Consider the following 26,823-nt stretch of genomic DNA (forward strand, 5'->3'; position numbering starts at 1 on the left):
CCGGCGTGGCCGGTGGCGTTGCCAACAGGGGAGCAGGGGATATGACCAGCGTCGAAGTGCTGATCGAAAGTCGTGCCGAGCTCGGCGAATCGCCGGTCTGGGACGCCGAGACGGGGTGCCTGCTGTGGGCCGACCTCTACGCCCCGGCGATCGAGTCCTGGCGGCTTGCGGATGGTCATCGCCAGCGCTGGGTGTTGCCGGAAACCCTGGGCTCCTTTGGTCGTTGCGACGATGGCCGCCTGGTGGTGGCGATGCGCTCGGGCATTCACCTTTTCGAACCGTCAAGCGGGGCGCTTGAATTTCTCTGCTGTCCTCCCGGCGAGCCGCTGGCCGGCACGCGCTTCAATGACGGCAAGGTAGGCCCCGACGGGCGTCTGCTGGTGGGGACCATGGACGAGCAGTGCAGGTCGCGCCCGCTTGGTTCTCTGTACAGCGTGTCCCGTTCGGGCGAGACCACACGTCTGCACCAGGGATTCATCGTTGCCAACGGATTGGCCTGGAGCGCCGACGGCCGCCGTCTCTACTTCAGCGATACGCGCCGCGACACCCTCTATGTCGCCGACTATTGCCTGGAGAGCGGCGCCATGGGGGCGCCCCGGGTCATGGCGGTGACCGATCCCGCCGTGCACGGACGTCCCGACGGTGGCGCCACCGACGTCGCAGGTGGGTACTGGAGCGCCGGTGTGTTCGGCGGCGTGCTCAACTACTGGGACGATCGCGGGCGTCTGGCGCGACAGGTATCGCTGCCATGCACGGGGCCGACCATGCCGTGCTTTGGCGGCCCGGACATGAAGACCCTGTTTGTCACCACCCTGCGCAAGGGACTGTCCGAGGCCGATCTGGCGGCGTTCCCGCTGTCAGGCAGCGTCCTTGCGCTGGAGGTCGAGGTACCGGGTGTGCCGGTCTCGACCTTCGGCGGCGTGAGCCGGCACGCCGAGCCGGCGCCGCCTTCCCCTCCGGCATCCTTGTGAGCCCTTTACGGAGCAGAACATGAGAACCAATCGAATTCTGTCGCACATCAAGGAAGGCACGGGCGTGGTCAATGGTTGGCTGTCGTTGCCCTGCGGTTTTTCTGCCGAGGTCATGGCCCACCAGGGCTGGGATAGCCTGACCATCGACATGCAGCACGGGTTGATCGACTACCCCCAGCTCGTTGAGATGTTGACGGCCATTTCGACCACCCCGACGGTGCCGCTGGTCAGGGTGCCGAGCCTCGAGTCGGGGCTGATCATGAAGGTGCTGGACGCCGGGGCCTACGGTGTCATCGCCCCGCTGATCAACAGTGCCGAGGATGCGCGGGCACTGGTGGCGGCCTGCCGCTATCCGCCCCTGGGAGTGCGCAGCTTCGGTCCCCACCGCGCCATGCTCTATGCCGGCAATGACTATGTCACCCATGCCAACCACGAGCTGCTGGTGCTGGCGATGATCGAGACCCGGGAAGGCGTGGCGAATCTCGAGGAGATCCTCGCGGTGGAAGGCCTCGACGGTATCTATATCGGCCCTGCGGATCTGGCACTGTCCCACGGCAAGACGCCGGGGTTCGACCATGACGATGGCGAACTTGACGCCATCATCCAGCGGTTGGTCGATGGCTGTCGCCAGCAGGGAAAGATCGTCGGTATCCATAACGGCAGCGCGGCACACGCCCGCGAAATGCTGGCCCGTGGATGCGATCTGGTGACGGTGTCGTCGGACGCGCGAATGCTGGTGGCAGGTTCGAGCAGCATTCTGCAGGAGATGCAGCGCGAGGCGACAGGAAAGGCAGGTTATTGAGAGCCTTAGGTGTCGCAGATGAAGCAGGACAGAACATCCAGGTGATGTGGAGGGTTTTCGATTGGACAGCTATGCACGGTATCCAAGCCTCGAGGGGCGCCATGTGTTCATCAGCGGTGGGGCGTCCGGTATCGGTGCCAGCCTGGTCGAGCATTTCTGCGAGCAGAAGGCCTGCGTCAGTTTCATCGATATCGACGAGCAGGCGGGCTCACTACTGGCGCAACGACTGCAGCGCCAAGGCGGACAGGTGGCGTTTACCCGCTGCGACGTGACCGACATCGAAGCGCTGCGGGCGTCGATCACGCAGTCGGCTGGCGCGTTCGGCCCGGTCGAGGTGCTGGTCAACAATGCGGCGCGGGACACCCGTGTGCCCTTGAGTGAACTGGACGTCGACACCTGGGACGACCTGCAGGCGACCAACCTGCGCCACGCGGTGTTTGCCTGCCAGGCCGTCTTCGCCGGCATGAAGGCGGCCGGGGGCGGGTCGATCATCAACTTCAGCTCCCCCAGCTTCATGCGACGTTCACGGGATATCTGTGCCTACTCCAGTGCCAAGGCGGCCACGATAGGGCTGACCAGAACCTTGTCCCGGGACATGGGCGACGCCGGCATCCGCGTCAACACCGTGCTGCCAGGCTGGGTGATCACGGAGCGGCAGAAGTCCCTGTGGTGGAGCGCGGAGCTCGAGCAGAAGGTGCTCGAGAATCAGAGCCTCCACCAGCGCGTCAAACCAGAGGATGTCGCCCGGATGGTGCTGTTTCTTGCCGCAGACGACAGCCAGATGATCAGCGCCCAGACCTTTATCGTCGATGGTGGACTGGTCTAGCCCAGGAGCGCCTGGCGCGGGTAGCGGGTCAGTCACCGGCTGACGCATTCGCGCAGAGCGCCAGAGCGCCAGGGCCAGCACGCAGAGGGCAAGTGTCAGCCTCTCTTTTTTGACGACGAATGAAAACGTTTTCACATAGTGCGGCAAGCAGTGCGGCAAGCAGCGCGGCAAGACATGGTGCGGGGAACGTCTGGAGCGGGTTTGCGCTGCCGGTGACCGCAGCGAGCGATCGCAATGAACGCTCACAGCGAGCGATCACAGTGAACGCTCACAGCGAACAGAGCATTTATGGGCCAGTCGCCAGCGTCCGGAAGACGGAATTCATCCGTTTGCCGGTACTTCGATGCAGCCTTCGGGATGACGGGAGAAAGAAATGAAGACGACAAGATTGACGGTGTCCGAGGCCATTGCCAGCTTTCTGGCGGCCCAGAAAGTCGAACGAGACGGGCAGATCGATAGCCTGTTTGGCTGCGGCTTTGCCATCTTTGGTCACGGTAACGTGACCTGCCTCGGCCAGCAGCTAAACCGCATCCAGGACGTGATTCCGTTGTGGCGAGGGCAGAACGAACAGTCGATGGCGATGGCGGCGGTGGCCTATGCCAAGGCCAATCGGCGCGAGCGGATCGGCATCGCCACCACCTCCATCGGGCCGGGCGCGACCAATATGATCACCGCCGCCGGCATCGCCCATACCAACCGCCTGCCGCTGTTGATGCTGGCCGGTGATGCCCACACAAGCCGTCTGCCGGACCCCGTGCTGCAGCAGGTGGAGCACCCTCATCAGCCAGGCTTGAGCGTCAATGACGCCTTCAAGCCCGTCACCCGCTACTGGGATCGCATCGCCCACCCGGCGCAGATCATCCAGTCGCTGCCGGCGGCGGTGGCAACTCTGCTGGACCCCGCCAACTGCGGGCCGGTGCTGATCTCGTTGCCCCAGGACGTGCAGGGGCTGGTGTATGACTACCCCGAGGCGCTGTTCGAGGAGCGCGTGCACCGGATTCGCCGCCCGGAAGCCGATAGCCGCAGCATCGACGAGGCCATCGCCTTGCTGAAGAAGGCCGAAAGGCCGCTGATCCTGGCCGGTGGCGGAGTGCACTACTCGAAGGCCAACGAGCGCCTGGCGGACTTTGCCGTGCGCCACCGCATCCCGGTGGTGGAGACCATCGCCGGTCGCGCCTCGTTGCTGCAGTCACACCCCTGCAACGCGGGACCTGTCGGCGTCACCGGCAGCGACTCGGCCAACGCCCTGGCACACGACTGCGATCTGCTGCTGGCCGTGGGCACCAGGCTTCAGGATTTCACCACTGGGTCATGGTCGCTGTTTCGGCATCCGGACCTTGCCATGGTGTCGCTCAACGTGGCACCCACCGATGCGTACAAGCATCGGGCGCTGGCGGTCGTCGGTGATGCCCGGCACAGTCTGGCGCGGCTCGATGACGCTCTGGGCGACTGGCAGGCAGCCGCCGCCTGGCTGGACAGCGCACAGGCGCTGGCGGCCGAGTGGAAGGCGCTGTGCGCCCGGCGCGGCGAGATCACGCCCGGCCAGGTGGCGTCCTACGCCCAGGTGGTCGCCGCGGTCAATGCGGTGCAGCAGCCGGGGGACACCGTGCTGACCGCCGCCGGCGGTCTGCCGGCAGAGCTCAACATGAACTGGCAGAGCCGACAGCTTGGCAAGTTCGACATCGAGTTTGGCTATTCGTGCATGGGCTACGAAATCGCCGGCGGCTGGGGCGCCAAGATCGCCAACCCCGACAGCGATGTGGTGGTGCTGGTCGGTGACGGCTCCTACATGATGCTGAACTCCGATATCTACAGCTCGGTGCTGACCGGCCACAAGATGATCGTGGTGGTGTGCGACAACGCCGGTTACGCGGTGATCGACAAGCTGCAGAACAACAGCGGCAATCCCTCCTTCAACAACATGCTGGCCGACTGTCGCAGTCAGGCAGATGAACTGGTGCGCGTCGACTTTCTCCAGCATGCCCGTGCCCAGGGCGCCCATGGCGAGCACCTTGGCGACATCGCCGACTTCCGCGCCGCCTACGAGCGTGCCCAGGAGAGTCCGCGTACCTACGTCATCGTGGTCGATATCGATCCCACCAGGTGGTCCTCCTGCGACTGCTGGTGGGACGTGGGACTGCCGCAACAGGTGCCCGATGGGGTCGACGCCGAGCGCGTCGCTGCCATGGACGCCGGTCGTGTCCACCAGCGTCGCGGTATCTAGCCACGTCACCGAGCCAGGGCGTGGCCCTGGCTCGGTGACATGCCACTGACTCACCGGAGAACAACCAATGTTCAACGAGGAACACCAACTCACCCCGCTGCGCTGGGCCATGGTCGGCGGCGGTCGGGGCAGCGAGATCGGCCATGCCCACCGGGCCGCGGCACAGCGTGACGGCCTGTTTCAGCTGGTGGCCGGCGCCTTTGACCTGGACGCCGAGCGCGGGCGCGACTTCGGCACTCGCCTGGGTGTCGACGCCCAGCGCTGCTACCCGGACTACGCCAGCATGCTGCGTGCCGAAGCGGTACGCGACGATGGCATCCAGGCGGTCAGCATCGCCACCCCCAACAGCACCCACTACGCGATAGGTCTTGCTGCCCTCAAGGCCGGGCTGCACGTCATCTGCGAGAAGCCGGTGACCTTCACCGTCGCCGAAGCGCAGCAACTCAAGGCCGAAGCCCAGGCGCGGGGGCTTGTGTTTGGCGTCATGTATGGCTACAGCGGCTATCCCATGCTGCACCAGGCCCGGGCCATGGTGCAGGCCGGAGAGCTGGGCGACATACGCCTGGTCAACATGCAGTTTGCCCACGGCTTTCACAGTCAGCCGGTAGAGCAGACCAGCAGTGGCGCCAAATGGCGCACCAGTCCCGCGGTGTCAGGCCCGACCTACGTTCTGGGGGATCTTGGCACCCACACCTTCCACCTTGGCCAGTTCATCACTGGGCTCAAGGTCGAACGGCTGCTGTGTCATCGCCAGAGCTTCGTGGCGACCCGGGCACCGCTGGAGGACAACGCCCAGGTGTTGTTGCAGTACCAGAGTGGCGCCGTGGGGTCGCTGTGGGCCAGTGCCGTCAATGCCGGCTCCATGCATCAGCAGAAGATTCGCATCGTCGGGGAGAAGGCCAGCCTCGAATGGTGGGACGAATATCCCAACCAGTTGCGCCACGAAGTGCAGAACCAGCCGGTGCGCATTCTCGAGCGTGGCATGGGCTATCTGGCGACCGACGACCCTGGCGTGGCCTGCAATCGTATCGGCGGCGGCCATGCCGAGGGCTTCTTTGAATCCTGGGCCAACCTCTACCACCGCTACGCCACGGCGATGCACGGCGCCGCTGGCGGTCTGTGGTATCCGGACATCGACGACGGCATCGAAGGCGTGCGCCTGCTCGAGTGCTGCGTCGAGTCCGCCGACAACGATGGCGCCTGGGTGGCGTTCTAGCCCTTCGATGCATGGCCCAGCACGCCACCAACAACCTGAGGACCACCAAGATGCAGATCAAGCTTGCCAATGCCCCCTGTTCCTGGGGCATCGAATTTGCCGACAACCCGGCCAATCCCCCCTGGTTCACGGTGCTGGACGAACTGTCCGGGGCCGGCTTCAACGCTACCGAACTGGGCCCTTTGGGCTACCTGCCCACGTCGTCGGACACGCTGGCCGAGGCGCTTGAGAAGCGGGGGCTTTCGCTTGTGGCCGGCACCATCTTCAAGCACCTGCACGATCCCGAGCAGCGACAGCAGATCCTCGATTACACCCGGGCGACCTGCGAGGTGCTCAAACCCCAGCAGGGCAGCTACATGGTGATCATCGATCACGTCAGCTCGCCACGTACCGATCAAGCGGGGCAGCAGGCATCGGCCACCCGACTGAGCGACGTCCAGTGGGCGGAAATGATGTGCACCATTCGGCAGGTGGCCGAGATCTGTCACCAGTATCAGGTGATACCGGTGCTCCATCCTCACGCCGGCAGCTACATCGAGTACCGCGATGAGGTCGACCGTGCCATGGCGGAGCTCGATCAGGATCTGGTCAAGCTGTGTGTCGATACCGGCCACAGCCTGTATGCCGGCATCGATCCCGCCGAGCTGATTCGCCACTACGGAAAGCGAGTCGTCTACATCCACTTCAAGGATGTCCAGGCCACAGTGCTTGAGGATGTGGTGGCCCAGGGCACCGACTTCTACCGCGCCATCGGTCAGGGCGTGTTCTGCCCGTTGGGCCAGGGCAGTGTCGACTTCGATGCCGTGCGCGAAAGCCTGGCCGCCATCGGCTATCAGGGCTGGATCACCGTCGAGCAGGACGTGGATCCGACCAGGGACAACGATGCCCTGGATAACGCCCGCGAGAGTCGCGAGTTCATCGAGCGCCACATTCTGCAACAGGGTTTGGCCGAGGCCTGATGGACAGACTCCTCCCCGTGGCCTGGGCGGCCTCGGTGGGGGGCAAAGGGCTCAGCCGTGTGTACGTCATCCGCCAGCGAGATCGGGGTGTGACGTCTTGTCATGCCTGCGCAAGCAGGACTCTTGGTACTACAACAACCTTCAACGAGAGGTCACCATGCCCACGTCACACGATGGCAGCGCCAGTGCTGCCCCTTCACCGGCCGGTGTGTCACCACCGGCCAGTCAGCAGCAACAACTGACATCCACCCAGCTGGTCTATCTGGTCAAGATCATCCTGGTCGCCGCCCTTGGCGGCATGCTGTTCGGCTATGACACCGGGGTCATTTCCGGCGCCATCGGTCCCATCGCCGAGTACTTCGATCTTTCACCCGCCGCCAAGGGCTGGGCGGTATCGTCGGTGGTCATCGGTTGCATCGGCGGTGCCCTCATCGCCGGTTGGCTTTCGACCCTGTACGGCCGCCGAGCGGTCTTTCTGCTGTCTGCTCTGATGTTCACCGCCTCGGCCTTTGGTTCTGGTCTTGCCGGCACCTTCGAGAGCTACATCTGGTGGCGCATGGTCGGTGGCGTGGCCGTCGGCATGGCCAGCGTCATCGCGCCCATGTACATCTCTGAGATGTCACCGGGTTACCTGCGCGGGCGTACCGTGAGTCTGTTCCAGCAGTCGGTGGTGTTCGGCCAGATGGTGGTGTTCTTCGTCAATTACTTCATCGCCAAGGGGATGGCCGAAACCTGGATACTGAATTTCGGCTGGCGCTGGATGCTGGGTTCGGAAGCGGTGATTTCGATTCTTTTCGCGGTGCTGGTTCCCTTCGTGCCCGAGTCACCACGCTGGCTTGTGCTGAAAGGGCGGATCGACGAGGCGCGACGGGTGCTGGGACGCTTCTATCGTCCCGAGGCCATCGAGCAGACCCTCGGTGATATCCAGAAGTCGTTCGAGCGTGGCCAGACAAAACGCAAGGTGTCGCTGCGCGCAAAGGGCACCTTCGGTCTGGTGATGATCGGTGTCTTCATCGCCGCCGCTCAGCAGCTGACGGGCATCAACGTGGTGATGTACTACGCGCCTGACGTGTTGTCGTCGGTGACCGCCAGCAACGAGGATGCGCTGCTGCAGACGTCGATCATGGGGGTCACCTTTGTCGGCGGCAACCTGTTGGGCATGCTGTTGATCGACAAGGTCGGCCGTCGCCCACTGCTGGTGGCGGGTAGCCTCGGCAGCATGGTGGCCATGACCTTCCTCGGCGTTGTGATCGCCGGAGGCGAGGCCGGGCCGGGCGCACTTATCGCGCTGATCGTCTATGTAGTCTCCTTCGCCATCTCCTGGGGCTGCGTGTGCTGGACGCTGATCTCGGAGATCTTCCCCAACGCCATCCGCGCGCGGGCCATGTCGTTGGCGGTGGCAGCGCAGTGGTTCATGGGCTTCATGGTCACCCAGACCTTCCCCATGCTGCGCGAGAATGCCTTCCTCAATGAGATGACGGGGGGTGGCTTCAGCTTCTGGCTGTATGCGGTGCTGACGCTGATCAGCCTGCTGGTGGTCCTGCGCTACGTGCCGGAAACCAAGGGCAAGACGCTGGAGGAGCTGGAAGACATCACCGCCACACGTTTGAGCAAGCGGCGTCGCGAGCTGACCAGGCAAGGCAAGAGTGTCACCTCGGAGTAGTCATCCTTTCACCAGGCCGTAATGGCTGATCGTCACCGCTGCCCCTGGCCCCGTGATACACGTGGCCAGGGGCAGCGTCGTGTTGGCGGGGATAACCGGCAGGGCCAAGGGCATGGCGTGACGCCATCGTGTGTGGCTATAGCCTGGCGATCGGCAGTTCATCCCAGCGGGTGGTGTAGCCTGAGGTGCGGTGTTCGCACTTGAGCTGCCAGGCCGCGTCTACGCTGGTCTTGCCAAGGCTCAAGGCGCCGCGACCGTGCTTCTGGTTGATCGCGTCCAGGGTGTCCATCAGGCGTTGATTGCGCGCTTGTCTGGCGTCGTCGATGGCAAACAGATCCTGCTGCAGGCTTGCCTTGTCGGCGAGGTCGAGCAGCATCACGCCGGCCTTCATGTACTGGTGTCCTGGGCGATAGATACGCGCAAGCGCCCGGGTCGCGGTTGCCACGATCTCGAGGCTGTCGTCGCTGGGACGCTCAAGCGGAACCACCAGCGAAGGATGGTGCTGGGGAAGATCCTGGCGATGCTTGTTGGTCTTCAAGAACACCAGCAGCGCCCGCGCCACGCTGCCCTGACCACGCAGCTTTTCAGCACCGCGGCCGGCGTGGGCGCGCACTGCCTGGCGCAACTGCGCGAGGTCATCGGTGGGCCGACCAAAGGAGCGGCTGGTCATGATCCGTTCGCGCGGGGCGCCGACGTCGTCGAGGCGGATGCAGGATTCGCCGCGAAGCTCGCGTACCGTGCGTTCCAGCACCACGCTGAAATGGCGGCGGATATGCTTGGGGTCGGCTTCACGTAGCTGCCAGGCGGACTCGATGCCGAGCTGCCCAAGCCGGGCGGCGGTGCGTCCGGCAACGCCCCAGACCTCTGTGACAGGCAGGCGTTGCAGCAGGGCTCGGGTTGCCGCCGAATCGGCCTCGAGCACGTGGACGCCGTCTGCGCGGGGATCCTTCTTGGCCTGGTGGTTGGCGATCTTTGCCAGGGTGCGGCTGGTCGCCACGCCGACCCCGACGGGAATGCCGGTGTGGCGCATCACCGTATGTCGCAAGCGGCGGCAGTGGGCGTCCAGCCCGGCGGGCGCCATGCCCGCGAGGTCGAGAAAGCACTCGTCGATGCTGTATACCTCGACGGCGGGAGCAAACTCCCGCAGCGTATCAACCACCCGACGTGACATGTCGCCGTAGAGCGCATAGTTGCTCGACAGCAGGATGCACTGCCTGCGCAGCGCGCCCTCGATCTTGAAGGCAGGCATGCCCATGGCAACGCCGAGGTCCTTGATCTCCTGGCTGCGGGCGATGACGCAGCCGTCGTTGTTGGACAGCACCCCCACCGGCTTGCCGCGCAGTGAAGGATCGAAGACCCGCTCGCAGCTGACGTAGAAGTTGTTGCAGTCGACCAGCGCGATCACCGCGCGACTCCCGCTGCCAGGGCGTGGATATTGTGGGTGACCACGCCCCATAGGTCGCAGTCGCGACCGTTGAGCGGAATCGGCGCGAAGGCCTCATTGGCCGCCAGCAGGTAGGGACGATTGCCGATATAGCCAAGCTGCTTGCAGGTCAGCTCACCGTCGACGCTGGCGATCAGCACCGAGCCGCTGCGCGGCTCCAGCGAGCGATCCACGATCAGCAGATCCCCGTCGAAGATGCCGAGGCCCTTCATCGACTCGCCCTTGGCGCGCAGGTAGAAGGTAGCGCTGGGGTGGGGCACCAGATGCGCCACCAGATCGAGCTGTCCCTCCAGGTAGTCATCGGCCGGCGATGGAAAGCCCGCGCGAACCTCGGCCGCCGCCAGCGGCAAGGCGGTCCCGGGCGCGTGGGGATCGACCTTCCCCAGCACCTCCACCTCAAGACTCATGGCACAGGCTCCCGTCGTTGCCACAGGCGCTACACGAAAGGGTTCGCCAAACAAGGGAATGGTCGTCGCGCATGGGGGCCTCCTGAATCGTACATACTGTTTGGATATACAGTATCAGGACGTGCATGGCTGCGCCAGCACAGGAGGGCAGGGGGCAAAGTTGGCTTGGTGGGATGAGTCTGCTTTGCGAGAGCGAAGGATGGTGAGGTTTAGCGACTGACGAGGCCTGGTACGCATGAGCCAGGCGCCATCAGAGAATAGTGGAAGAAAGCCAAGGGGTAAGGTGATAGCCCCTGACGGGTTACGTTCTGGTGGTTTTGGGCGTCCTGCATGGCTGATTGCCATGGCGCAAGTGGGTGAGGAAGGAAAGCAGACGTTGATCAAACGATCCAGCGTTTTCGACGAAAGAGGGTGGCATTTTGTGCTGGCGCGATTAGCGTTGGAGACATTAGTCTATAAGTGGTAAACGAGACGTTGAAAACGTTAGAAAATCGTGGAGTTTGTGCGAAGCACATTGAGAGGTTGAACGTCCGGTTTCGACCCAAAGCGGCCATGGTGACAATGGGGTGGAGAGGTTGTAGCGTGTTATAAAACACAGTTTAACGTGTCTGCGCGCTTGTCAGTGCATGCGCACGCCGTCTAATACTTATTAGGTACGAGTTGAACATGAACGCGAGCGAGACCTAATGACAGATGCCAAGCTAAACCAGTTTGCGGCTGTAGATCCCGCATTAGGCTACCTGTATCAGGTCCGTTCGGCGCTCCTATGGACCTTGAAACGGCTGAAATCTGAGCCCGATTTTCTCGTGGGAATTGAAACGTTGGATGACGTCGCATTCGAGAGCGTCGGTGGCGATCCTCGCGAACTTCTACAGACCAAGCATCACCGGAACGCCGCAGCATCGTTAACGGATGCCAGCACAGATCTCTGGAAGACCCTTAGGATTTGGTTCGAGGAGACAGCCTCTGGAGAGGTTCCCTCCACAGCCAGCCTGTGCTTGGTCACCACCGGTGAAGCGTCGGACGGCAGTGCCGCATCCTACTTGCGAGGAAGCAACCGAGACGTGCAGGCCGCGTTGACTCGGCTCGATGCGACGGCCCAGTCTTCGAGCAGCGCTGCCAACAAGCCAGCGTACGCGGTCTACTTGGAAGCCTCTCCGGCACAGCGAGCTGCATTACTGGCCCGCGTCACTGTTTTGGACGTGGCTCCGACCGTCAATGACCTCGATGGTGAGCTTCGGCGAGAGGTTTTCTGGGCCGTCGACAAGGAACATCACGCAGCCTTCCTCGATCGACTCGAAGGCTGGTGGCTTCGGCGAGTACTGGACCAACTCAGCAGCACCAACGGCGACCGGATCGGTTCCGTCGAGGTCGAAGCTCAAATGTCCGATCTCCGCGAGGGCTTCAAACAGGAGTCATTGCCAATCGATGACGACCTGCTCGAGTTCAACCTCGACGAGGCAACGCGGGCTGCCCACGAAAATTCGAACTTCGTTCACCAACTTGACCTCATCAAGGCGGGGAAGCGACGCGTAGCAGCTGCCATCCGCGACTACTACCGTGCCTTTGAGCAACGGTCTCGCTGGCTCCGGGACGAACTCGTTGTTGGCCTAGATCTGCGCAGATACGAGAAGCGGCTGATCGAAGAGTGGGATCTGGTCTTCGAAGGTATGCGCGATGAACTCGGGGACGGCCCGACAGATCGGGCCAAAGAAGAGGCCGCTCGCTCCGTTCTCAAATGGGCGGAACGGGCATCTGTACTCATTCGCCCCAGCGTGACGGAGCCGTTTGTTTGTCGCGGATCACTGCATATGCTGGCCGATGAGCTCCGAGTCGGATGGCATCCCGAGTTTCGTTATCGGTTGGCTCACCTGCTCGCCGGGGAGGAGGGGGCAGCATGACGGCTTGGAACGAGAGGTCGCGTGAAGAACGAACGCTCCTGAATCCGGGCTACTGTGCGAACCTTCTCTGGCATGCTACACGAGGGCACGCTTTGTTTGACGGAACCGCCCTCGCGTTTGAGGAGGCCTTCCTCGTTCTGCCGCTCGTGCTGGATCGCCGCACGCGCGAAGCGTTGCCGCGAGATACCCGAACGTCCTTGGCTACGTGGTTGGAGGGCGACGTCCTTGCTCGTGGGCGAATAGCTTCCCGCGCACAGCTTCTCGCTGAGTTCACCAAGGAAGCACTCCTGTTCGGGGGTGTTCACGGTCTCTTCTCGATCTACGAGGGGCAGGTGGTCGGCGTAGACGGCTGGAGAACGTCGGTTCGCAAGTCGCTGCGTGATTCGAGCGACGAAGTGCGGGAGACCGTGAAGAAGGCCGAATTCGTGGGCAAGTGGTTCGCTCATGCTGGCGCTGCCGCGACGGTCCTTGCCCTCATAGGAGTGCGGCCATGAGCGTACAGATCCTCGGAATCGTCGTGTTCAGCCACGACGGAAGGGCGCGCGAGCTACCTCTTCAGCCTGGGCGCGTGAACGTTGTTACGGGGGCTTCTAAGACTGGGAAGTCCGCACTCGTCGATATTGTCGACTACTGCTTTGGTGCCAGCCAGTGTCGAGTCCCCGAAGGGCCGATTCGTCGCTGCGTGTCGTGGTTCGGTGTTCGCCTCCAACTCGACAGTGGGCAGGCATTCATAGCCCGTCGATGCCCAAACCCGCAAGCCCAATCCAGTGAAGATTGCTTCGTCGAGCTCCGCGATGAAGTCTCCACCCCTGAAGCGAATACACTCAGACAGACCACGAATACCAAGGGGCTTGTCAGCCTGCTGTCGAACTTGTCCGGGATCAGCGACAACATCCACGAGCCTCCGGCGGGTCAGGTACGGACTCCGCTCTCGGCCACGGTTAGGCATGCCATCTCATTCTGCTTTCAGCCTCAGGACGAGATCATTCGGCGTCAGCAGCTCTTCCATGGCGCTGCTGACAACTTCGTGGCCCAAGGCCTGAAGGACGTTCTCCCCTACTTCCTCGGTGCGGTTGACGATGAATACGTTCGAAAGCGTGAGGAGCTGAGGCGTCTGCGGGAGCGGCTTCGTGCCGTGGACCGCCAGATCTCCGAGCTTCGAGCCCTGCAAGGTGATGGCATCAGCAAGGCCGCGACGCTGTTGGCTCAGGCGAGAGACGCCGGCCTAACTGCTGCTATCGCACAGACCTGGGAAGACACAGTCCTAGCGTTGCAGGATGTATCCAAGGTACCGGTTGAGGCGGCCGCAGCGGAATCAACTTCCACTGAGGCCAACACCGAGTACACGCGGTTAAGCGACGAGCGAAATCAGCTGCTGGAGCAACAGAGACGGCTGCGAGACGAGATCGGGGCCGCCCGGGCGTTTAAACGAGATGAGAAGGGCTTTTCCCGTGAGGCCGATGAACAACGCGCGCGGCTTATGTCCATCGGCATCTTCGAGGGGCAGGAGCCAGGGCACATATGTCCCCTGTGCTCGCAGTCCCTTGGTGGTTTTGCGTCAGTTCCTGATGTGGAGGACCTACGGACGGCACTGACCGACGTCTCTACGCGGCTTGAGTCAGTCACTCGAGTCGCCCCCCAGGTGGAAAAGGCCATCGCCGAGATCGAGGGACGACTCCAAGGCGTTCATAATGAGCTGGCAAAGAACCGGGCCGAGATGGAGGCCGTCCGACGTTCCAGCGAGCAGCTTCAGGACCTACGCGATGACGCAGCGAAGCGTGCGCTCATTCTTGGCAGGGTGTCGCTCTACCTGGAGAGCTTTCCTGAACTACCGGATACGAAGGAGCTAGAGGAGCAGGCCGAGCTGCTTCGGAGTCAATGTACCGCCCTCGAAGAAGAGCTTAGCGACGACCGGGTGAAGGAGCGCATCGAGTCCATCACCTCGATCCTCGGACGTCGCATGACAGACTGGGCGCGCGAGCTGGATCTCGAGCATTCGAAGTATCCGTTACGGCTCGACATCAAGAAGCTCACCATTGTTGCCGATACTGCAGACGGCCCCGTCCCCATGGACCGTATGGGGAGCGGCGAGAACTGGGTCGGCTACCATCTCATCGGACATCTCGCGCTGCATGAGTGGTTCACGCAGCGCGACCGGCCGGTGCCACGGTTTCTTTTCTTGGATCAGCCCTCGCAAGTCTATTTCCCGCCTGAGAAGGATGCAGACGGATCGATGGCCATGATCGGGGAGGATGATCGGCATGCTGTGTCACGGATGTTCCGATTCGTCTTTGACGTGGTCGCTGGCATTTCCCCGGGCTTCCAAGTCATCGTGACCGAGCACGCCGATATCAACGAGGAGTGGTACCAGAGCGGCGTCGTGGAGAGGTGGCGAGGCGGGCTGGCTCTGATTCCAGAAGATTGGCCTCGCGGGAAGAGAGAAGGTGAGCAATAGATATACTGATAATGCGTGCACCTATCAACAGCAAACACCGGACGGTGGACCTCCACCACTCCAGTGGACACGCATCGATAACTTTTCAACAGGTGAGAGCATGCCTGAGGATCTCGATAATTTGGCTTTTTGCTTTTTCAAGCTTTTCGCCCAATATGAATATGCTCTGAAAGCGATGCAATACGCGCGTAGTGGTGCAGGCGGTCAAGCTGAACCTGAGTGGGATAGGTTCTCGAACGAAATTGGTTGCTTGGTTCTGGACGAACCGAACGGAGAATTACGAGATGCCATCAATTATCTCTTTGACCACCCGCCAAAGAAGCAGATCTTAAAAGACAAGATTCTGTCTTGGCAGGTCGTGAATACCGAAGAACGGTCTCCTCAGATTCTCTTCTCTCACATTAGGCGGGTAAGAAACAATTTATATCATGGTGGTAAGTTCAACGGTAGCTGGTTAGATCCGGACCGTAGCGAGGAACTTATTAGCAGATCGCTGTTGATTCTTCAAGCTTTACAGGAGCAACATGATGAACTTGCTGAGGCCATCCAAGGTAATCATGCCTAATAATGTCATTAAGTCTTTTCCAGGCCTGTAGCCTGCCAGCGGACGTCCCTGACGGTCCGCCGCTGCGCTCCCCGCTATATCAGTTAATGCGAATGACTGCTTCTGGCCGAAACCCGCCCACCCAGTGACACTTGCCCTCTTGACCGTAGATCGGGCCACAGCAAACCCCGTGGCCCGCTCCCTTCACGCGTACTTGTCGTGCCAGCGCTTGACCGCGATACGTTCCTTGAGCAGCTCCAGCATGTCGACCAGCACCTGTTCGGTGATCTGTTCGGTCTCGGGGTCGGTGCGCAGCCAGGCGTCGAAGCCGCTGTCGGCCATATGTTCGACCAGCGAGGAGAACTCCCTGGACTTGAGACCATTCAGGGCTTCATCGACCAGATGGCAGGCGAGGTCGGACATCGATGACTCCAGCCCCTGGGTGAGCTGGGAGCCCATGGGCAGGCGCTTGAGTCGCTGAAGCTCCGGCGTTTCGGCCAGGGTTCGTGCGACCAGGCCGCGCACGTAGGCCAGCGTCGCGAAACGGTTGTGGTGGGCGATGTCGCCGACCATGGTCTCGAGGCGTTGGCTGACTTCCCGCACCAGGGCCTCCTTCCGCGGTGTGACGATCTTCTCGATGGCCGGTGAGGCCAGGCCGTCGCCACTCTTGAGTTCCTCCTGGACGTTGTCGAGCAGGCGGATGGCGATACGATCGGTGAGTTCTTCCATCAGGATGTCGGCGTACTTGGCGACAACCGAGTAGAGATACCAGCGACGCACGTCGATCAGTCCCAGGCGGTGCAGGCGGTGCAGCAGCGAGATCACACGCAGGATACGCAGCACTCGGAAGCCGGCGAGGGGAATACACCCCAGCACGTCGTACCAGTGCACGAAGGGGTAAAAGAACCAGCGGTGGTAGCGGCGTTGGTAGATGGCAACGGCCCAGCCAAGCAGCACATCGAACAGGAAGACGGCGACGAAGGCCAGGTCGATGCTGAAGAAGTTGGCATGGACATGCCGGTCGTAGGCGCCGTGAAGGCCGGGGGCCGCCGCCTCGAAGGCGGCGTTGAGCGGTGGCAGCAGAAACAGGCTGTCGAACAGCAACAGCGCCAGGTTGGCGATCACCAGCGCGATGATGAACAGGTCCCACACCAGATGAGCCCGCTCCAGGGCGGGCGAGGTCGTGCGGGTGGCGGGCATGAGTCCTCCTTGGATGCGTGTGACACTCCTTTCTTCACCAGCCTAGAGTGTCCTGGCGTTGGTCGCATCCCCACCTCGCCTTGTGCCAAAGCGTCGTTGGCGCAGTGAGGACGCGGCTTTCTGCTGACAGGTAGTGCGACCGGGACTTTGCAGGGCCTATGTTCCGGGTGATTGAAACAGCCGACTCTGACGCGCAATCCGTCGTTCGATGGCCTTGGCCAGCACCACGTCGCTTGCGCTGAGCAGGGTGAAGGTCTTCTTGGCACGGGTGACGGCGGTGTAGACCAGTTCGCGGGTCAGTATCGGCGACAGGGTGTCCGGCATCACCAGGGCGGTATGGACGAACTCCGAGCCCTGGGACTTGTGAACCGTCATCGCGAATACCGTCTCGACCCGCTGCAGCCGGCTGGGCAGCACCCAGCGAATGCCGCCCTGGCCGTCGCCGGCAGGAAAGGCCACGCGCAGGGTGGTGCCGGCCTCGGGGTTGGCGAAATCCACCGGCACCTTGAGGGCAATGCCGATATCTCCGTTCATCAGCTTGAGCGCGTAGTCGTTGCCGGTGACCAGCACCGGGCGGCCTTCGTACCAGTGGGTGCTGTGATCCGGCTTGTCGATCAGTCCGGCCCGGGCCAGTGCCTGCTCGATGCGCTGATTGAGCGATTCGACCCCGTAGTGGCCGGCGCGCAGCGGCGTCAGCAACTGGAACTGGGCGTGGGCCTCGAGGATGGCAGAGGCCCAGCGGTCCCACTCGGCTCGCTCGGATGACAGCGACGGGCGTGGCCGCAGCAGGCCGCTTTGCTCGAGTGCGCCAGCTTCCGGGGTGTCGGGACGCGGGCTGATGGCGCCCAGATAGAAGCGATAGCCCCAGGCCGCGTCCTGGCCTCGGCCATCCAGCGCCAGGGTCATCAGGCGCCGCTCGTTGGCGCGGGGCAGGGCCTGGCGCTGGGCCTGGGGAAAGGCAGTGTCGTCCAGCACCGCGAGAGCCCGCCGGCTGTCGCCGGCGTTGATGGCGCGGGCAAGCTGGCCGATACCGCTGGCGTCATCGAAGCGAAAGGAGTGGCGCAGCATGGCGACGGACTGATCCAGCGCCCGGCCGTCGCTGTCGTGCAGCGCTTCGGGCAAGGACAGCCCGGTGGCCGCTTCTAGCCAGTCGCTGACGTCGTTGCGGTAGTGGCCTTGCTCGGCCCTGGCGCACAGGTTGCCAAGCACCGCGCCGGCCTCCACCGAGGCGAGCTGGTCCTTGTCGCCGAGCAGTACCAGGCGTGCATGGGGCGGCAGGGCGTCGAGCAGTGCCGCCATCATGTCGATATCGACCATCGACGCCTCGTCCACCGCCACCATGTCCAGTGGCAGGGGGTTGAGGCGATGATGATGGAAGTGACGGGTATCGGGCCGGGCGCCGAGCAGTCGGTGCAGGGTAGAGACCTCGTGGGGAATCGATGCGCGCACCTGGGCGGCGTCAGGCAACGGCAGTTCGTCGAGCGCGGCGATCTGGTCGCGTATGGACTCGCTGAGTCGCGCCGCCGCCTTGCCGGTGGGGGCGGCCAGGCGGATCGCCAGGGGCGCACCGCGCTCAGCGATGGCCTGGGTCTGCAACAGCGCCAGCAGGCGAATGACGGTGGTGGTCTTGCCGGTACCGGGACCGCCGGTGATCACCGCGAAGGGAGCACGTGCACCCAGCGCACAGGCGAGCTTCTGGGAGGCGGCCTGGTCGGCACGCGGATCGGACGGGGGAAACAGCGTATCCAGCACCGGGCGCAGGCGGGCGGCGTCACTGTTATCGGTCGGATGGTTTTCGGTTGTAGTGTCCTCGGTTGGAGTGTCGGACGTCGACAGCCGAGCGGCGATGGCGCTGGCGACTCGCTGTTCGTTGCGCCAGTAGCGGCGCAGATAGAGACGTCCTGCCTCCAGTACCAGGGGGCTGGCGCCTGGGCCCTGCGCCACCGCCGACCAGCATTCGAGGCGGTTTGCCCAGTCGTCGCCGAGCTGGCTGAGCAGGGCCTCCGGCGGGGGCGGGGCGGTGTCGTCACTAGCCTCGTCGCGAGCGACGGCGATCAGCGACTCGGGCTGGCGGCGGGCCTGATTCAGGTCCAGCAGCAGGTGGCCCTGGCCGGCCTGGTGGCTGACCAGCATGGCCGCCAGCAGGCAGCTGGCGTCGCCGTCCGGGGCGAGCCTCGCCAGCCGATGGGGTAGTGCCGCGTCCAGATCACGGATCCAGCCGCGCTCCGCCCAGGCAAACAGCAGCGACAGCAGCGCCTCGGGGTCGGCCAGTGCCTGCTCCGGGGTGGCAAAGGGAGAGGACGGCAGGGCGGTCGAGGCTGTATCGCCCGGTGTTTCGCCGTTCACCTTGCTGGGTTCCTCACGTTTAGCCTCGCTCATGCCAGTGTCTCCCCGCTGCTGTCCTGATCGTGGGTCATGTCGTCGCCTGCGTCGTTGCTCCGGGAGGAGGTCGCGGCGCTGCCCGCCTGTCCCGCCAGGATATCGTCGAGTGCCTCGATAAAGGCTCGGGGCGGCTTGATCGCGGCGACGCCGCGCGAGGGCGCGGTAATACCGCGCAGAAAGACCAGCATGGCCCCTCCAACGTGGCGGTCATAGTCATAATCCGGCAGGCTCTGGCGCAGGTGGCGATGCAGCGCCACCAGGTAGAGCGCCAGCTGCATGTCGTAGCGCTTGTCGAGCATGGCGGCGCGCATGGCGTCCTGGTGGTAGGCGTCATCGTCCGGACCCAGCCAGTTGGACTTCCAGTCGATGATATAGAAGCGCCCCTGATGCTCGGCCAACAGGTCGATAAAGCCCTTGAGCAGGCCGTTGAGGCGCTGATAGCCCAGTTGGGGCCTGGGCTCTCCGGGAAACAGATGCTGGCGGGTGAGCTTGTCCATGGCCGGGGTGATGGCGTCATGGGTGGCGAACCAGAAGTCGGGCTCGGCGCGGTAGCGCTCAAGGCTCGCCAGCACTGGCCCATGGTCGGCATCCTCGCCGTCGGGGCGCTCTTGTGTGGTCGTGGTCAGCGGCGTGGTCAGCCAGCGACGGATGCCATCGGTCAGCGCCTGGGTGTGTTCTTCCCAGCCGCGGCGGCGGCAGCGTTGGGCCAGGCGGGCAAGCAGGCCTGCATCGTCAAGCGCGCTGCTAAAGCCGTGCTCGGCCAGCGCTTCCAGCACGCCGTGCAGGAAGGTGCCAGGGCCAGGGCCCCGCGGGAAGGCGTGCAGGGTGCCGTGCTCGGGGGCGCCGGCTTCCCGCACCGCGGGCACCAGGCGGGCGTCCAGGTGCTCTTCCTCGAGCACTTCGGCCTCGGGGGTCTCGGGGGCGGTGGCTCCCTTCTGGGCCAGCGAGGAGTAACTCGCGATCCACCAGGGGGCAAAGGGGCGGTGGCTGGGCGTGCGCGCGCCCTTGGTGGCGAGCTCGGTGGTGACCGGGTGGTACTGGATCTGGGGGGTATCACTGCTGGCGTCGATGGCGTCCAGGGCGATGGCGTCGAAGCCCCCGCTCATGGTCTCCCAGCGCTCGCGCAGGTTTGTCAGGTCAGGGATCGCCTCACCGCCGGCCAGCAGGTAGCCCAGCGCTGACTTGTGCAGGGTGGCGCTCCTGGCGTTGCCGAGCTTGAGGGGCGCAAGGCCAACGAAGGTGGCGTGGCGCGCTCGGGTCAAGGCGACGTACAGAAGCCGTACCTCCTCGGATAGCCGTTCGTCGTCGGCAAGCTCAAAGCCCTCCTTGGCCATCTCCTTCTTGGCCGCCAGTTCGAGCAGCGGCTGGTCGTCGACGTGGTACAGGGGCGTGCCGGACTGGCCGCTGATTTCCTTGTAGGTGCAAAGGAACGGCAGGCACACCAGCGGATACTCGAGCCCCTTGGACTTGAAGATGGTCACCACCTGGATCAGGTCGGCGTCGCTTTCCAGGCGCAGGATCTGCTCGTCATGGCCGGGGTCGTCGAGGTGTTCGGCGAGCACGCGAATCAGGGCGTGGTCGCCGTCCAGGGTGTCGCTGGCCTGCTGGGCCCATTCGGCCAGATGCAGCAGGTTGGTCAGGCGACGCTGGCCCTGGTGGGCGCCGAGCAGGCGCTCGGGGATCCGGTAGTCGTGCAGCAGTTGGCGCAGCGCCGGTAGCACGCCCCGACGCTGCCAGCGCAGGCGGTAGCCGAGAAAACGCTCCTGCACCCGCTCCCAGGCGGTCTCGTCGCGTTGCAGCCGGTCGAGCTCCGCCAGTCCCAGGCCCAGGGTGGCGGTGGCCAGAGCCGTGCGCAGGGTCGACACCGACTCCGGGTTGGCCATGGCCTTGAGCCAGTGATGCAGGTCGCGGGCCTCGGCGGTGGCGAAGACACTGTCACGATCCGACAGGTAGACGCTGGCCAGGCCGCGCTCGCTCAAGGCGTTGCGGATGGCGCTGGCCTCGCTGCGATCGCGCACCAGGATGGCGATATCGCCGGCCTTCAGCGGTGTGAGATTGCCGTCACCGGCGTCTCTTGAGGCGGCAAAACCGGCGCTTGGGACGCCCTCGCCAGGACTGGCCTGATTGAGCCAGTCGGCAATGTGGTCGGCGCAGTGGCGGGAGGCCTCGTGCAGGTAGCCTTCCTTGTTGAGACAGCCGTTGTCCTTGTTGCCGTCGGCGATCAGCCAGCCGGTCAGCGCGGCGGCGGGCTTGCCATCCAGGCACAGGGTTTCCTTGCGACCATTGGCGCCGACCGATTGAAAGGGCAATGGATTGTGGTCGTCGGCGGCGAAGCGGAAGGCCGCGCGGGGGTGGCTACGTTCGGCGAACGCGAACAGCCGGTTGACCGCTGCCACGGCGGCCTCGCTCGAGCGGAAGTTGGTGTCCAGGCTGTGGTGATGCCCGCGGGTGGCGTGACGAGCCCCCAGGTAGGTGTAGATGTCGCCGCCGCGAAAGCCATAGATCGCCTGCTTGGGGTCGCCGATCAGGATCAGCGCCGTGGCGTCATGCTCAGGAGCGCCTGGCCCATTCAGGTCGTGCTGGGCGTCTGGCTCAGCGGTGGTCGCATCGCCGATACGATACACCCGCTCGAAGATGCGGTACTGGGCCGGATCGGTGTCCTGGAACTCGTCGATCATGGCCACCGGGAACTGCTGGCGAATGCGCCGCGCCAGGGTCTCGCCGCCGTCGCCGTCCAGGGCGCCGGCAAGTCCGGTGATCATGTCGTTGAAGCCCATCTGGGCGTTGGCCTCGAGCTGCTCGGACAGCCGCCGGCTGACCCAGTCGCGGGCATCCGCCAGCACCTGGGGGTAGAGCTCGCGCTTAAGGGTCTCGACCTGCTCGTCGTTTTCGCGACACGCCTCCAGGGCCTCGAACAGCCCAAGCTCGGGCACCTCGGTACCCTTCTTGACCCGCAGCTTGGAGCGCGCGAGCTTCTGCACGAAGCTTGCCTCGGCAAGGGGTCGCTTGCCGTTTGCCCAGTCGCCGAGCTGTTCCAGCCAGCCGTCGAAGGTGTCGTCGTCATCCTTGCCGCGAAAGCTGCCGCCGTGCATCGCCGGGCGCAGCGCGCGCAGGCAGTCGTGCACTGCCTCCTTGTCATCCAGGTAGGCGCGGCGGGCGGCGTCTTCCAGCCTGTCGGCGCTCTCACGGGCGTCGCTGAACTGGGCGAGATGGGCGCCGAAATCGCCAGCGGCCAACGGCTCGCCGCAGAATACCAGGCTGGCATCCTCGCGGCTCAGCAGATTGCGCAGCGCCTTGTTCAGCCCCTGGGGCGAGCCGAACAGCTCGACCATGGACGCTGCCAGGGGCTCGTCGAGGGGGTAGACGCGGGTGCGCCAGTAGTCGGTAACCGCCTCCTGGGTCATCTCGCCGAGATCCTTGACCACCTCCTGGCGAAACAGCTTGCCGCTGTCGAAGGCGTGCTCCTTGAGCATTCGCTGACACCAGCTGTGGATGGTCGAGATGGCGGCGTCGTCCATCCATTCGGCGGCAAGCATCAGTCGTCGGGCGCAGGCGGGCCAGGCGTCGCGCTCGAAGTCGTCGCGCAGCGCGGCCAGCAGCGGGTCGCGTTCGGCGAGGCCGTCGTCCGCGGCCGTGGTCGAGCCGTCGTCCCTGTCGCCGGCGCGAAAGGCCTCGGAGGCCTGGACCAGGCGCGCCCGGATACGATCGCGCAGCTCCTGGCTTGCGGCCTCGGTAAAGGTCACCACCAGAATATCCGGCGGCACCAGCGGCTGACTGAAGCCATTGTCACGTCGACTCGCAGGGTTGTCCGGCTGTCCGTGGCCCAGCACCAGACGCACGTAGAGCAGCGCGATGGTGAAGGTCTTGCCGGTGCCGGCGCTGGCCTCGATCAACTGGCTGCCCTGCAGCGGCAGTGCCAATGGCAGCGGCGTCTGGCCGGCGTTGTCCGGGGAAGGCGGCTGGTCGTCGGTGGAAAAAAGGTCGGACGGCAGGCTCATGCGGATTCCCTTCCGGTGGTGGCGTTACTCTTGCCCGATGCCTTGTCCGAGCCCTTGTCAGAGCCCTTGTCTGAGCCCTTGCGAGCGCTGCTGATCCAGCCATGCAGGTCGGCGTAGAGCTCGCGACAGGCCTCGGCAAAGCCCTTGGCGCCGATCAACTCATCCAGGCTTGGAAATTCACGCAGCAGCAGCGGGCTTCGCTCCGGCAGTTTTTCCCAGGCCTGCTCCCAGGCCTTGCGCAGCGTGGCTGACGTCTGGGCGTCTGCCGGTGGCCAGGCTGCATCCTCTGCCACGGGGTATTCCTCGAGCAGAGCAAAGGCGATGTCGGGGTGGCAGGGCGTGGCGCCCTGCATGGCGGCAAGCCAGCGCCGCATCAGCGCATCCAGGCGCATTGTGGCCTGTTCGCGGGGCATGCCGGGGACCTCCAGCACGCCGCTGGGTGATACCAGATGGCTCGGCGAATTCGGGTAGAGGCATTGCAGCGCCAGGTGCGCCGGCCAGTGACGCAGAATCTGGCTCCAGTGAAAATGCTCGCCCTGGTGGATCTGGCTGGTCAACAGCACGATGCGGGCCACCTCACTCGCGCCCGCATCCGCATCCGCATCGCCCTCGTCGCTGGCCCCGGAGGAGGGGGCAGAGTCGGTCGCGTGCAGGTGGGACAGGGCGTCTTCCAGTACCAGGGTCTCATTCGAGTCGGACAAGGGAAGGCGACTGTCGTGGCGAAGCTGCGGTGCCCGCTCAAGCGAGCGCGGGTAGCGCTCTAGCAGTTCGCGGTAGTGGTCGAGAGCGTCGGGGATTCGCTCCAGCAACTGGCGGCGGATCACCGGGCCCACCGGTGGCGGCGGGTAGTGGCCGGCGCGTTGCTGGCGCTGGACCTGGCGTTCAATCAACAGGGCGGGGTCGCAGGCGCGGTCGTGGGCCAGACGCTGGCCTAGCGGCTGCACCAGGGCCTCGCGCTGCTGCCAGCGGGCGAGGCCGGCGAAGGCGAAGGGTTCGTCGTCGTCGCTCAGCGTCTGTTCGTCGCGCATGCTGGTGGACAGGCGCTGCTGGAACAGGGCGCTGACGGGATCGCGCAGCAGGCCGGAAAGCTGCGACAGGCCGATGGCGCCTTCGGGGCGCCAGGGCGGCAGCGCCTCATCGGCTGAGGTGGCCGTCATCGGGTCCGGGTGACGTGAATCACGCTGGTGCAGGGTCTGCCACTCGTCTGCATAGGTATAAAGCGGCGAGTCCGCCAGGAAATAGCCGGCGCCGAAGGGCTGCAGCGGATGCTCGGTGGTCAGGGCGGTGAGCAGGGCCTCGGCCATCTGCTGCTCTTCGGCCAGCGAGCGCTCATCGTGGGGCGGTTGGTCGGGAAGGCGCCAGCCCTTGCCAAGGTGGTCGCGAAGCTGGCCGACCAGCACGCTGGGCGGCTTCTCGCCGTTGTCCTGGGGGCTGCGTCCGCACCAGCTGATGGTCAGTCGGTCCCGCGCTGACAGCAGTGCCTCGAGGAACAGGTAGCGGTCGTCGTCACGCCGGGAGCGGTCGCCGGCGCGATAGTGCCCGCGCATGGCCATCAGGTCGAAGTCCATGGCCTCGGCGCGGCGCGGGTAGGCACCGTCGCTCATGCCCAGCAGCACGACGTGGCGGAAGGGGATCGCGCGCATGGGCATCAGGGTGGCGAAGGTGATGCGGCCCATCATGAAGCTCTGGGACAGCTGGGGCTGGTCGATGCGCGAAAGCCAGCTTTCACGCACCACCGCCAGCGGCAGACGGATGCCGACCTCGGCCGAATCGACCTCCTCGTGCCAGGTCTCGAGCGCCGCCTGGATACGCCCGAGCAAGGCTTCTTCGGCACTGGAGCCGGGGGCCAGGGTGCGCTCCAGCATGGTTCCCAGAATCTGGTCCCATTGGCTGGCGGTCTTGGGTTCGATCAGGCTCTGACGAACTTCGTCGAGGGTCATGATCAGCCGGTACAGCGGTCCGACCAGGGTGGCGTCGAGGCCGGCGACTTCGTCGTAGGGCACGATGTCGCCCCAGTCCTCGCCGTCGTCGCTGGCCTCGCCCACGGCGTAGCCCATCAGCATGCGCTCCAGGCCGAAGCGCCAGGTGTGCAGCTCGTCGTGTTCCGGCAGGCCGAGTTCGGCTCGCTGGGAGGCATCGAGGCCCCAGCGCACGTTGGCCTCGCGAATCCAGCGTTGCAGGGTGGAAAGGTCACCCTCGCCAAGGCCAAAGCGCGTGCGGATGGCCGGGATGTCCAGCAGGTCGAGGATCTCGCTGGCGCGAAAGCGCAGACGCGGCAGCGACAGCAGGGTCTCCAGTGCCACCAGCATGGGTTCGCGATGGCGTTCCTGCTGGTCGGCCACGTGGTAGGGCAGGTGGCGCTTCTCGCCCGGGGCGAACTGGCCGAATACCGCGTCGATATAGGGCGCGTAGTCGTTGATGTCCGGCACCATCACCATCACGTCCCTGGGTTCGAGAGTCGCATCCTCGGCGAAGGCCTCGAGCAGCTGGTCGTGCAGAACCTCCAGTTCACGCTGAGGGCTGTGGCAGATATGAAAACGGATCGAGTGGTCGTGCTCGGGATCAAGCGCTGGCCACTCGGCCTGGGTCTCCGCCAGCGGGCGCAGGTTGAGGATGTCGTCCTGCAGCTGGCCCAGCAGGGTGTCGGTGGGCGGCGCCAGGAACAGATCCACCGAGTCGTCGAGCAGGGCGCTCAACGCCTCCACGTCGGTGTGGTCATGTTCGCTGAGCAGCTGCAGGTAGTCGCGGCCCTGCTTGCCCCATGCCGCCAGCAGCGGATGGGCGTGCAGATGCAGCTGTTCGAGCGAGTGGTGAAGCTCCGCCGGCATGCCCTGGCGACGGCGCTGGCGCACGTGGCGGCGCAGGACCTCCTGGGTCTCGATGATCTCGCCCCAGTAGAACTGGCAGGGGTTGAGCAGACACAGCACCACCTCGCTGATGCTGGACAAGGCGGCCAGCACCTCCAGGGTCTGCTGGGGCAGCGACGAAATGCCGAACACCACGATACGCGGCGGTATTTCCGGGGGGCAGGCCGTCTCGCCCCGTTCGACCTCGCGGGTCAGCTGCTCGGCGGCCCGCTTGAAACGCTGGTGCACGGCGCCGCGGTGACTGTGGCGCTGGTCGGCAGGCAGGGCTTCGCTGATCCTGCGCCACAGGGCCGGCTGCCAGCGCTGGTCATCGGGGACCTCTGTGACACGGTTACCGGGCAGGGTGAGCACATCGTTCCCGGCCTCCCAGGCGGTGAGCCAGTCGGCGCGATAGACCTGATACTGATCGAACAGGTCGGCCAGGCGCTCGGCCAGCTGGTAACGCTTGCGCTGCTCATCGTCCTCGCGCAGGTAGCGCGCCAGCGGCTCGAACAGCGGGTCGTCCAGGGCTTCGGGCAGTAGCTTCATCAGGTGCCAGCGCAGGCGGCTCTTGTCCCAGGGGGAGGTGGTCGGCACCTGCCCCGAGCCTTCCACCGCCTCGATCACCGCGCGGTAGGCCTGCCACTGAAAGCGCGCGGGCAGGGCAACGTCGGTGCCGAGGCAGACGCCGTAGCCCGGTTCGCCCTGGCGCTCGGCGATGGAGGTCTTGAGCCACTGGGCGATACCGTTGCTCTGCACCAGAAAAAGGGTGCGCGCCAGCGGATGCAGCGGGCGCCGCCCCAGCCACTTCAGGGTCAGATCACGCAGATCCTCCATACGGTTGCCCTGCAGGACGATCAAGCCCGAGGCGGCGGTGGTATCGGTCATGGCGAGTTCTCTGTACTGCGTGAAGGCGTGGCAGCCCGAGGCGGTGACGGCGCTTGCTTGAACAGCACAGGCTTCGGCATCGTCGGGACGTCTCGGC

The 26,823-nt window shown here is 64.5% G+C and carries 17 protein-coding genes; 11 read left to right on the top strand and 6 right to left on the bottom strand.

Going from position 1 to position 26,823, the window contains the following annotated elements; all coding sequences use genetic code 11:
• The first annotated feature begins 41 nt into the window (after positions 1 to 41).
• From C9F12_RS02595 to C9F12_RS02625, 7 genes are all read left to right on the top strand, one after another.
• Positions 42 to 971, top strand: coding sequence for an SMP-30/gluconolactonase/LRE family protein (locus C9F12_RS02595; RefSeq protein ID WP_162816371.1), 930 nt, complete (start codon positions 42 to 44; stop codon positions 969 to 971).
• A gap of 19 nt (positions 972 to 990) precedes the next feature.
• The gene (locus C9F12_RS02600) at positions 991 to 1,773 is read left to right on the top strand and encodes an aldolase/citrate lyase family protein (RefSeq protein WP_108447867.1); all 783 of its coding nucleotides are present in this window, start codon (positions 991 to 993) and stop codon (positions 1,771 to 1,773) included.
• A gap of 61 nt (positions 1,774 to 1,834) precedes the next feature.
• The gene (locus tag C9F12_RS02605; protein ID WP_108447868.1) at positions 1,835 to 2,599 is read left to right on the top strand and encodes an SDR family oxidoreductase; all 765 of its coding nucleotides are present in this window, start codon (positions 1,835 to 1,837) and stop codon (positions 2,597 to 2,599) included.
• Between the two features lie 373 nt (positions 2,600 to 2,972).
• Positions 2,973 to 4,823 (top strand): 3D-(3,5/4)-trihydroxycyclohexane-1,2-dione acylhydrolase (decyclizing), encoded by a 1,851-nt coding sequence (gene iolD / locus C9F12_RS02610; RefSeq protein WP_108447869.1) that lies wholly within the window; start codon positions 2,973 to 2,975, stop codon positions 4,821 to 4,823.
• A 67-nt stretch (positions 4,824 to 4,890) separates the two neighbouring features.
• On the top strand, positions 4,891 to 6,039 hold the full coding sequence (locus C9F12_RS02615) for a Gfo/Idh/MocA family oxidoreductase (protein WP_108447870.1): 1,149 nt from the start codon (positions 4,891 to 4,893) through the stop codon (positions 6,037 to 6,039).
• 50 nt (positions 6,040 to 6,089) lie between these two features.
• Positions 6,090 to 6,998, top strand: coding sequence for a TIM barrel protein (locus C9F12_RS02620; protein ID WP_108447991.1), 909 nt, complete (start codon positions 6,090 to 6,092; stop codon positions 6,996 to 6,998).
• A 157-nt stretch (positions 6,999 to 7,155) separates the two neighbouring features.
• On the top strand, positions 7,156 to 8,661 hold the full coding sequence (locus C9F12_RS02625) for a sugar porter family MFS transporter (protein WP_108447871.1): 1,506 nt from the start codon (positions 7,156 to 7,158) through the stop codon (positions 8,659 to 8,661).
• A 136-nt stretch (positions 8,662 to 8,797) separates the two neighbouring features.
• Here the strand turns inward: C9F12_RS02625 and C9F12_RS02630 are convergent, their stop codons facing one another.
• Complete coding sequence (locus tag C9F12_RS02630) at positions 8,798 to 10,066, bottom strand: Y-family DNA polymerase (RefSeq protein ID WP_108447872.1); 1,269 nt, start codon at positions 10,064 to 10,066, stop codon at positions 8,798 to 8,800.
• Complete coding sequence (gene umuD, locus C9F12_RS02635; protein ID WP_108447873.1) at positions 10,063 to 10,512, bottom strand: translesion error-prone DNA polymerase V autoproteolytic subunit; 450 nt, start codon at positions 10,510 to 10,512, stop codon at positions 10,063 to 10,065. The genes C9F12_RS02630 and umuD overlap by 4 nt, the downstream gene beginning before the upstream one ends.
• A 686-nt stretch (positions 10,513 to 11,198) precedes the next feature.
• Here umuD and C9F12_RS02640 point away from each other — a divergent pair.
• The 4 genes from C9F12_RS02640 (at position 11,199) to C9F12_RS02655 (ending at position 15,433) form a co-directional block, all read left to right on the top strand.
• On the top strand, positions 11,199 to 12,413 hold the full coding sequence (locus C9F12_RS02640) for an ABC-three component system protein (RefSeq protein WP_108447874.1): 1,215 nt from the start codon (positions 11,199 to 11,201) through the stop codon (positions 12,411 to 12,413).
• Positions 12,410 to 12,907 (top strand): three component ABC system middle component, encoded by a 498-nt coding sequence (locus C9F12_RS02645; protein ID WP_108447875.1) that lies wholly within the window; start codon positions 12,410 to 12,412, stop codon positions 12,905 to 12,907. The genes C9F12_RS02640 and C9F12_RS02645 overlap by 4 nt, the downstream gene beginning before the upstream one ends.
• Positions 12,904 to 14,868, top strand: a complete 1,965-nt coding sequence (locus C9F12_RS02650) for a DUF3732 domain-containing protein (RefSeq protein WP_108447876.1) — start codon at positions 12,904 to 12,906, stop codon at positions 14,866 to 14,868. Before C9F12_RS02645 ends, C9F12_RS02650 begins: the two co-directional genes overlap by 4 nt.
• 100 nt (positions 14,869 to 14,968) lie before the next feature.
• Positions 14,969 to 15,433, top strand: coding sequence for a hypothetical protein (locus tag C9F12_RS02655; RefSeq protein WP_205254611.1), 465 nt, complete (start codon positions 14,969 to 14,971; stop codon positions 15,431 to 15,433).
• Positions 15,434 to 15,616: 183 nt separating this feature from the next.
• Here the strand turns inward: C9F12_RS02655 and C9F12_RS02660 are convergent, their stop codons facing one another.
• The 4 genes from C9F12_RS02660 to recC form a co-directional block, all read right to left on the bottom strand.
• Positions 15,617 to 16,612 (bottom strand): ion transporter, encoded by a 996-nt coding sequence (locus C9F12_RS02660; protein WP_108447877.1) that lies wholly within the window; start codon positions 16,610 to 16,612, stop codon positions 15,617 to 15,619.
• A 156-nt stretch (positions 16,613 to 16,768) separates the two neighbouring features.
• Positions 16,769 to 18,991, bottom strand: a complete 2,223-nt coding sequence (gene recD / locus C9F12_RS02665; protein ID WP_108447878.1) for an exodeoxyribonuclease V subunit alpha — start codon at positions 18,989 to 18,991, stop codon at positions 16,769 to 16,771.
• On the bottom strand, positions 18,988 to 22,992 hold the full coding sequence (gene recB, locus C9F12_RS02670; protein ID WP_108447879.1) for an exodeoxyribonuclease V subunit beta: 4,005 nt from the start codon (positions 22,990 to 22,992) through the stop codon (positions 18,988 to 18,990). Before recB ends, recD begins: the two co-directional genes overlap by 4 nt.
• Entirely contained in the window at positions 22,989 to 26,726 is a 3,738-nt protein-coding gene (gene recC / locus C9F12_RS02675) for an exodeoxyribonuclease V subunit gamma (protein ID WP_162816372.1), read from the bottom strand. Before recC ends, recB begins: the two co-directional genes overlap by 4 nt.
• Positions 26,727 to 26,823: the final 97 nt, after the last annotated feature.

The sequence above is a fragment of the Halomonas sp. BN3-1 genome (assembly GCF_003056325.1).
Taxonomy (GTDB): Bacteria; Pseudomonadota; Gammaproteobacteria; order Pseudomonadales; family Halomonadaceae; genus Halomonas; species Halomonas litopenaei.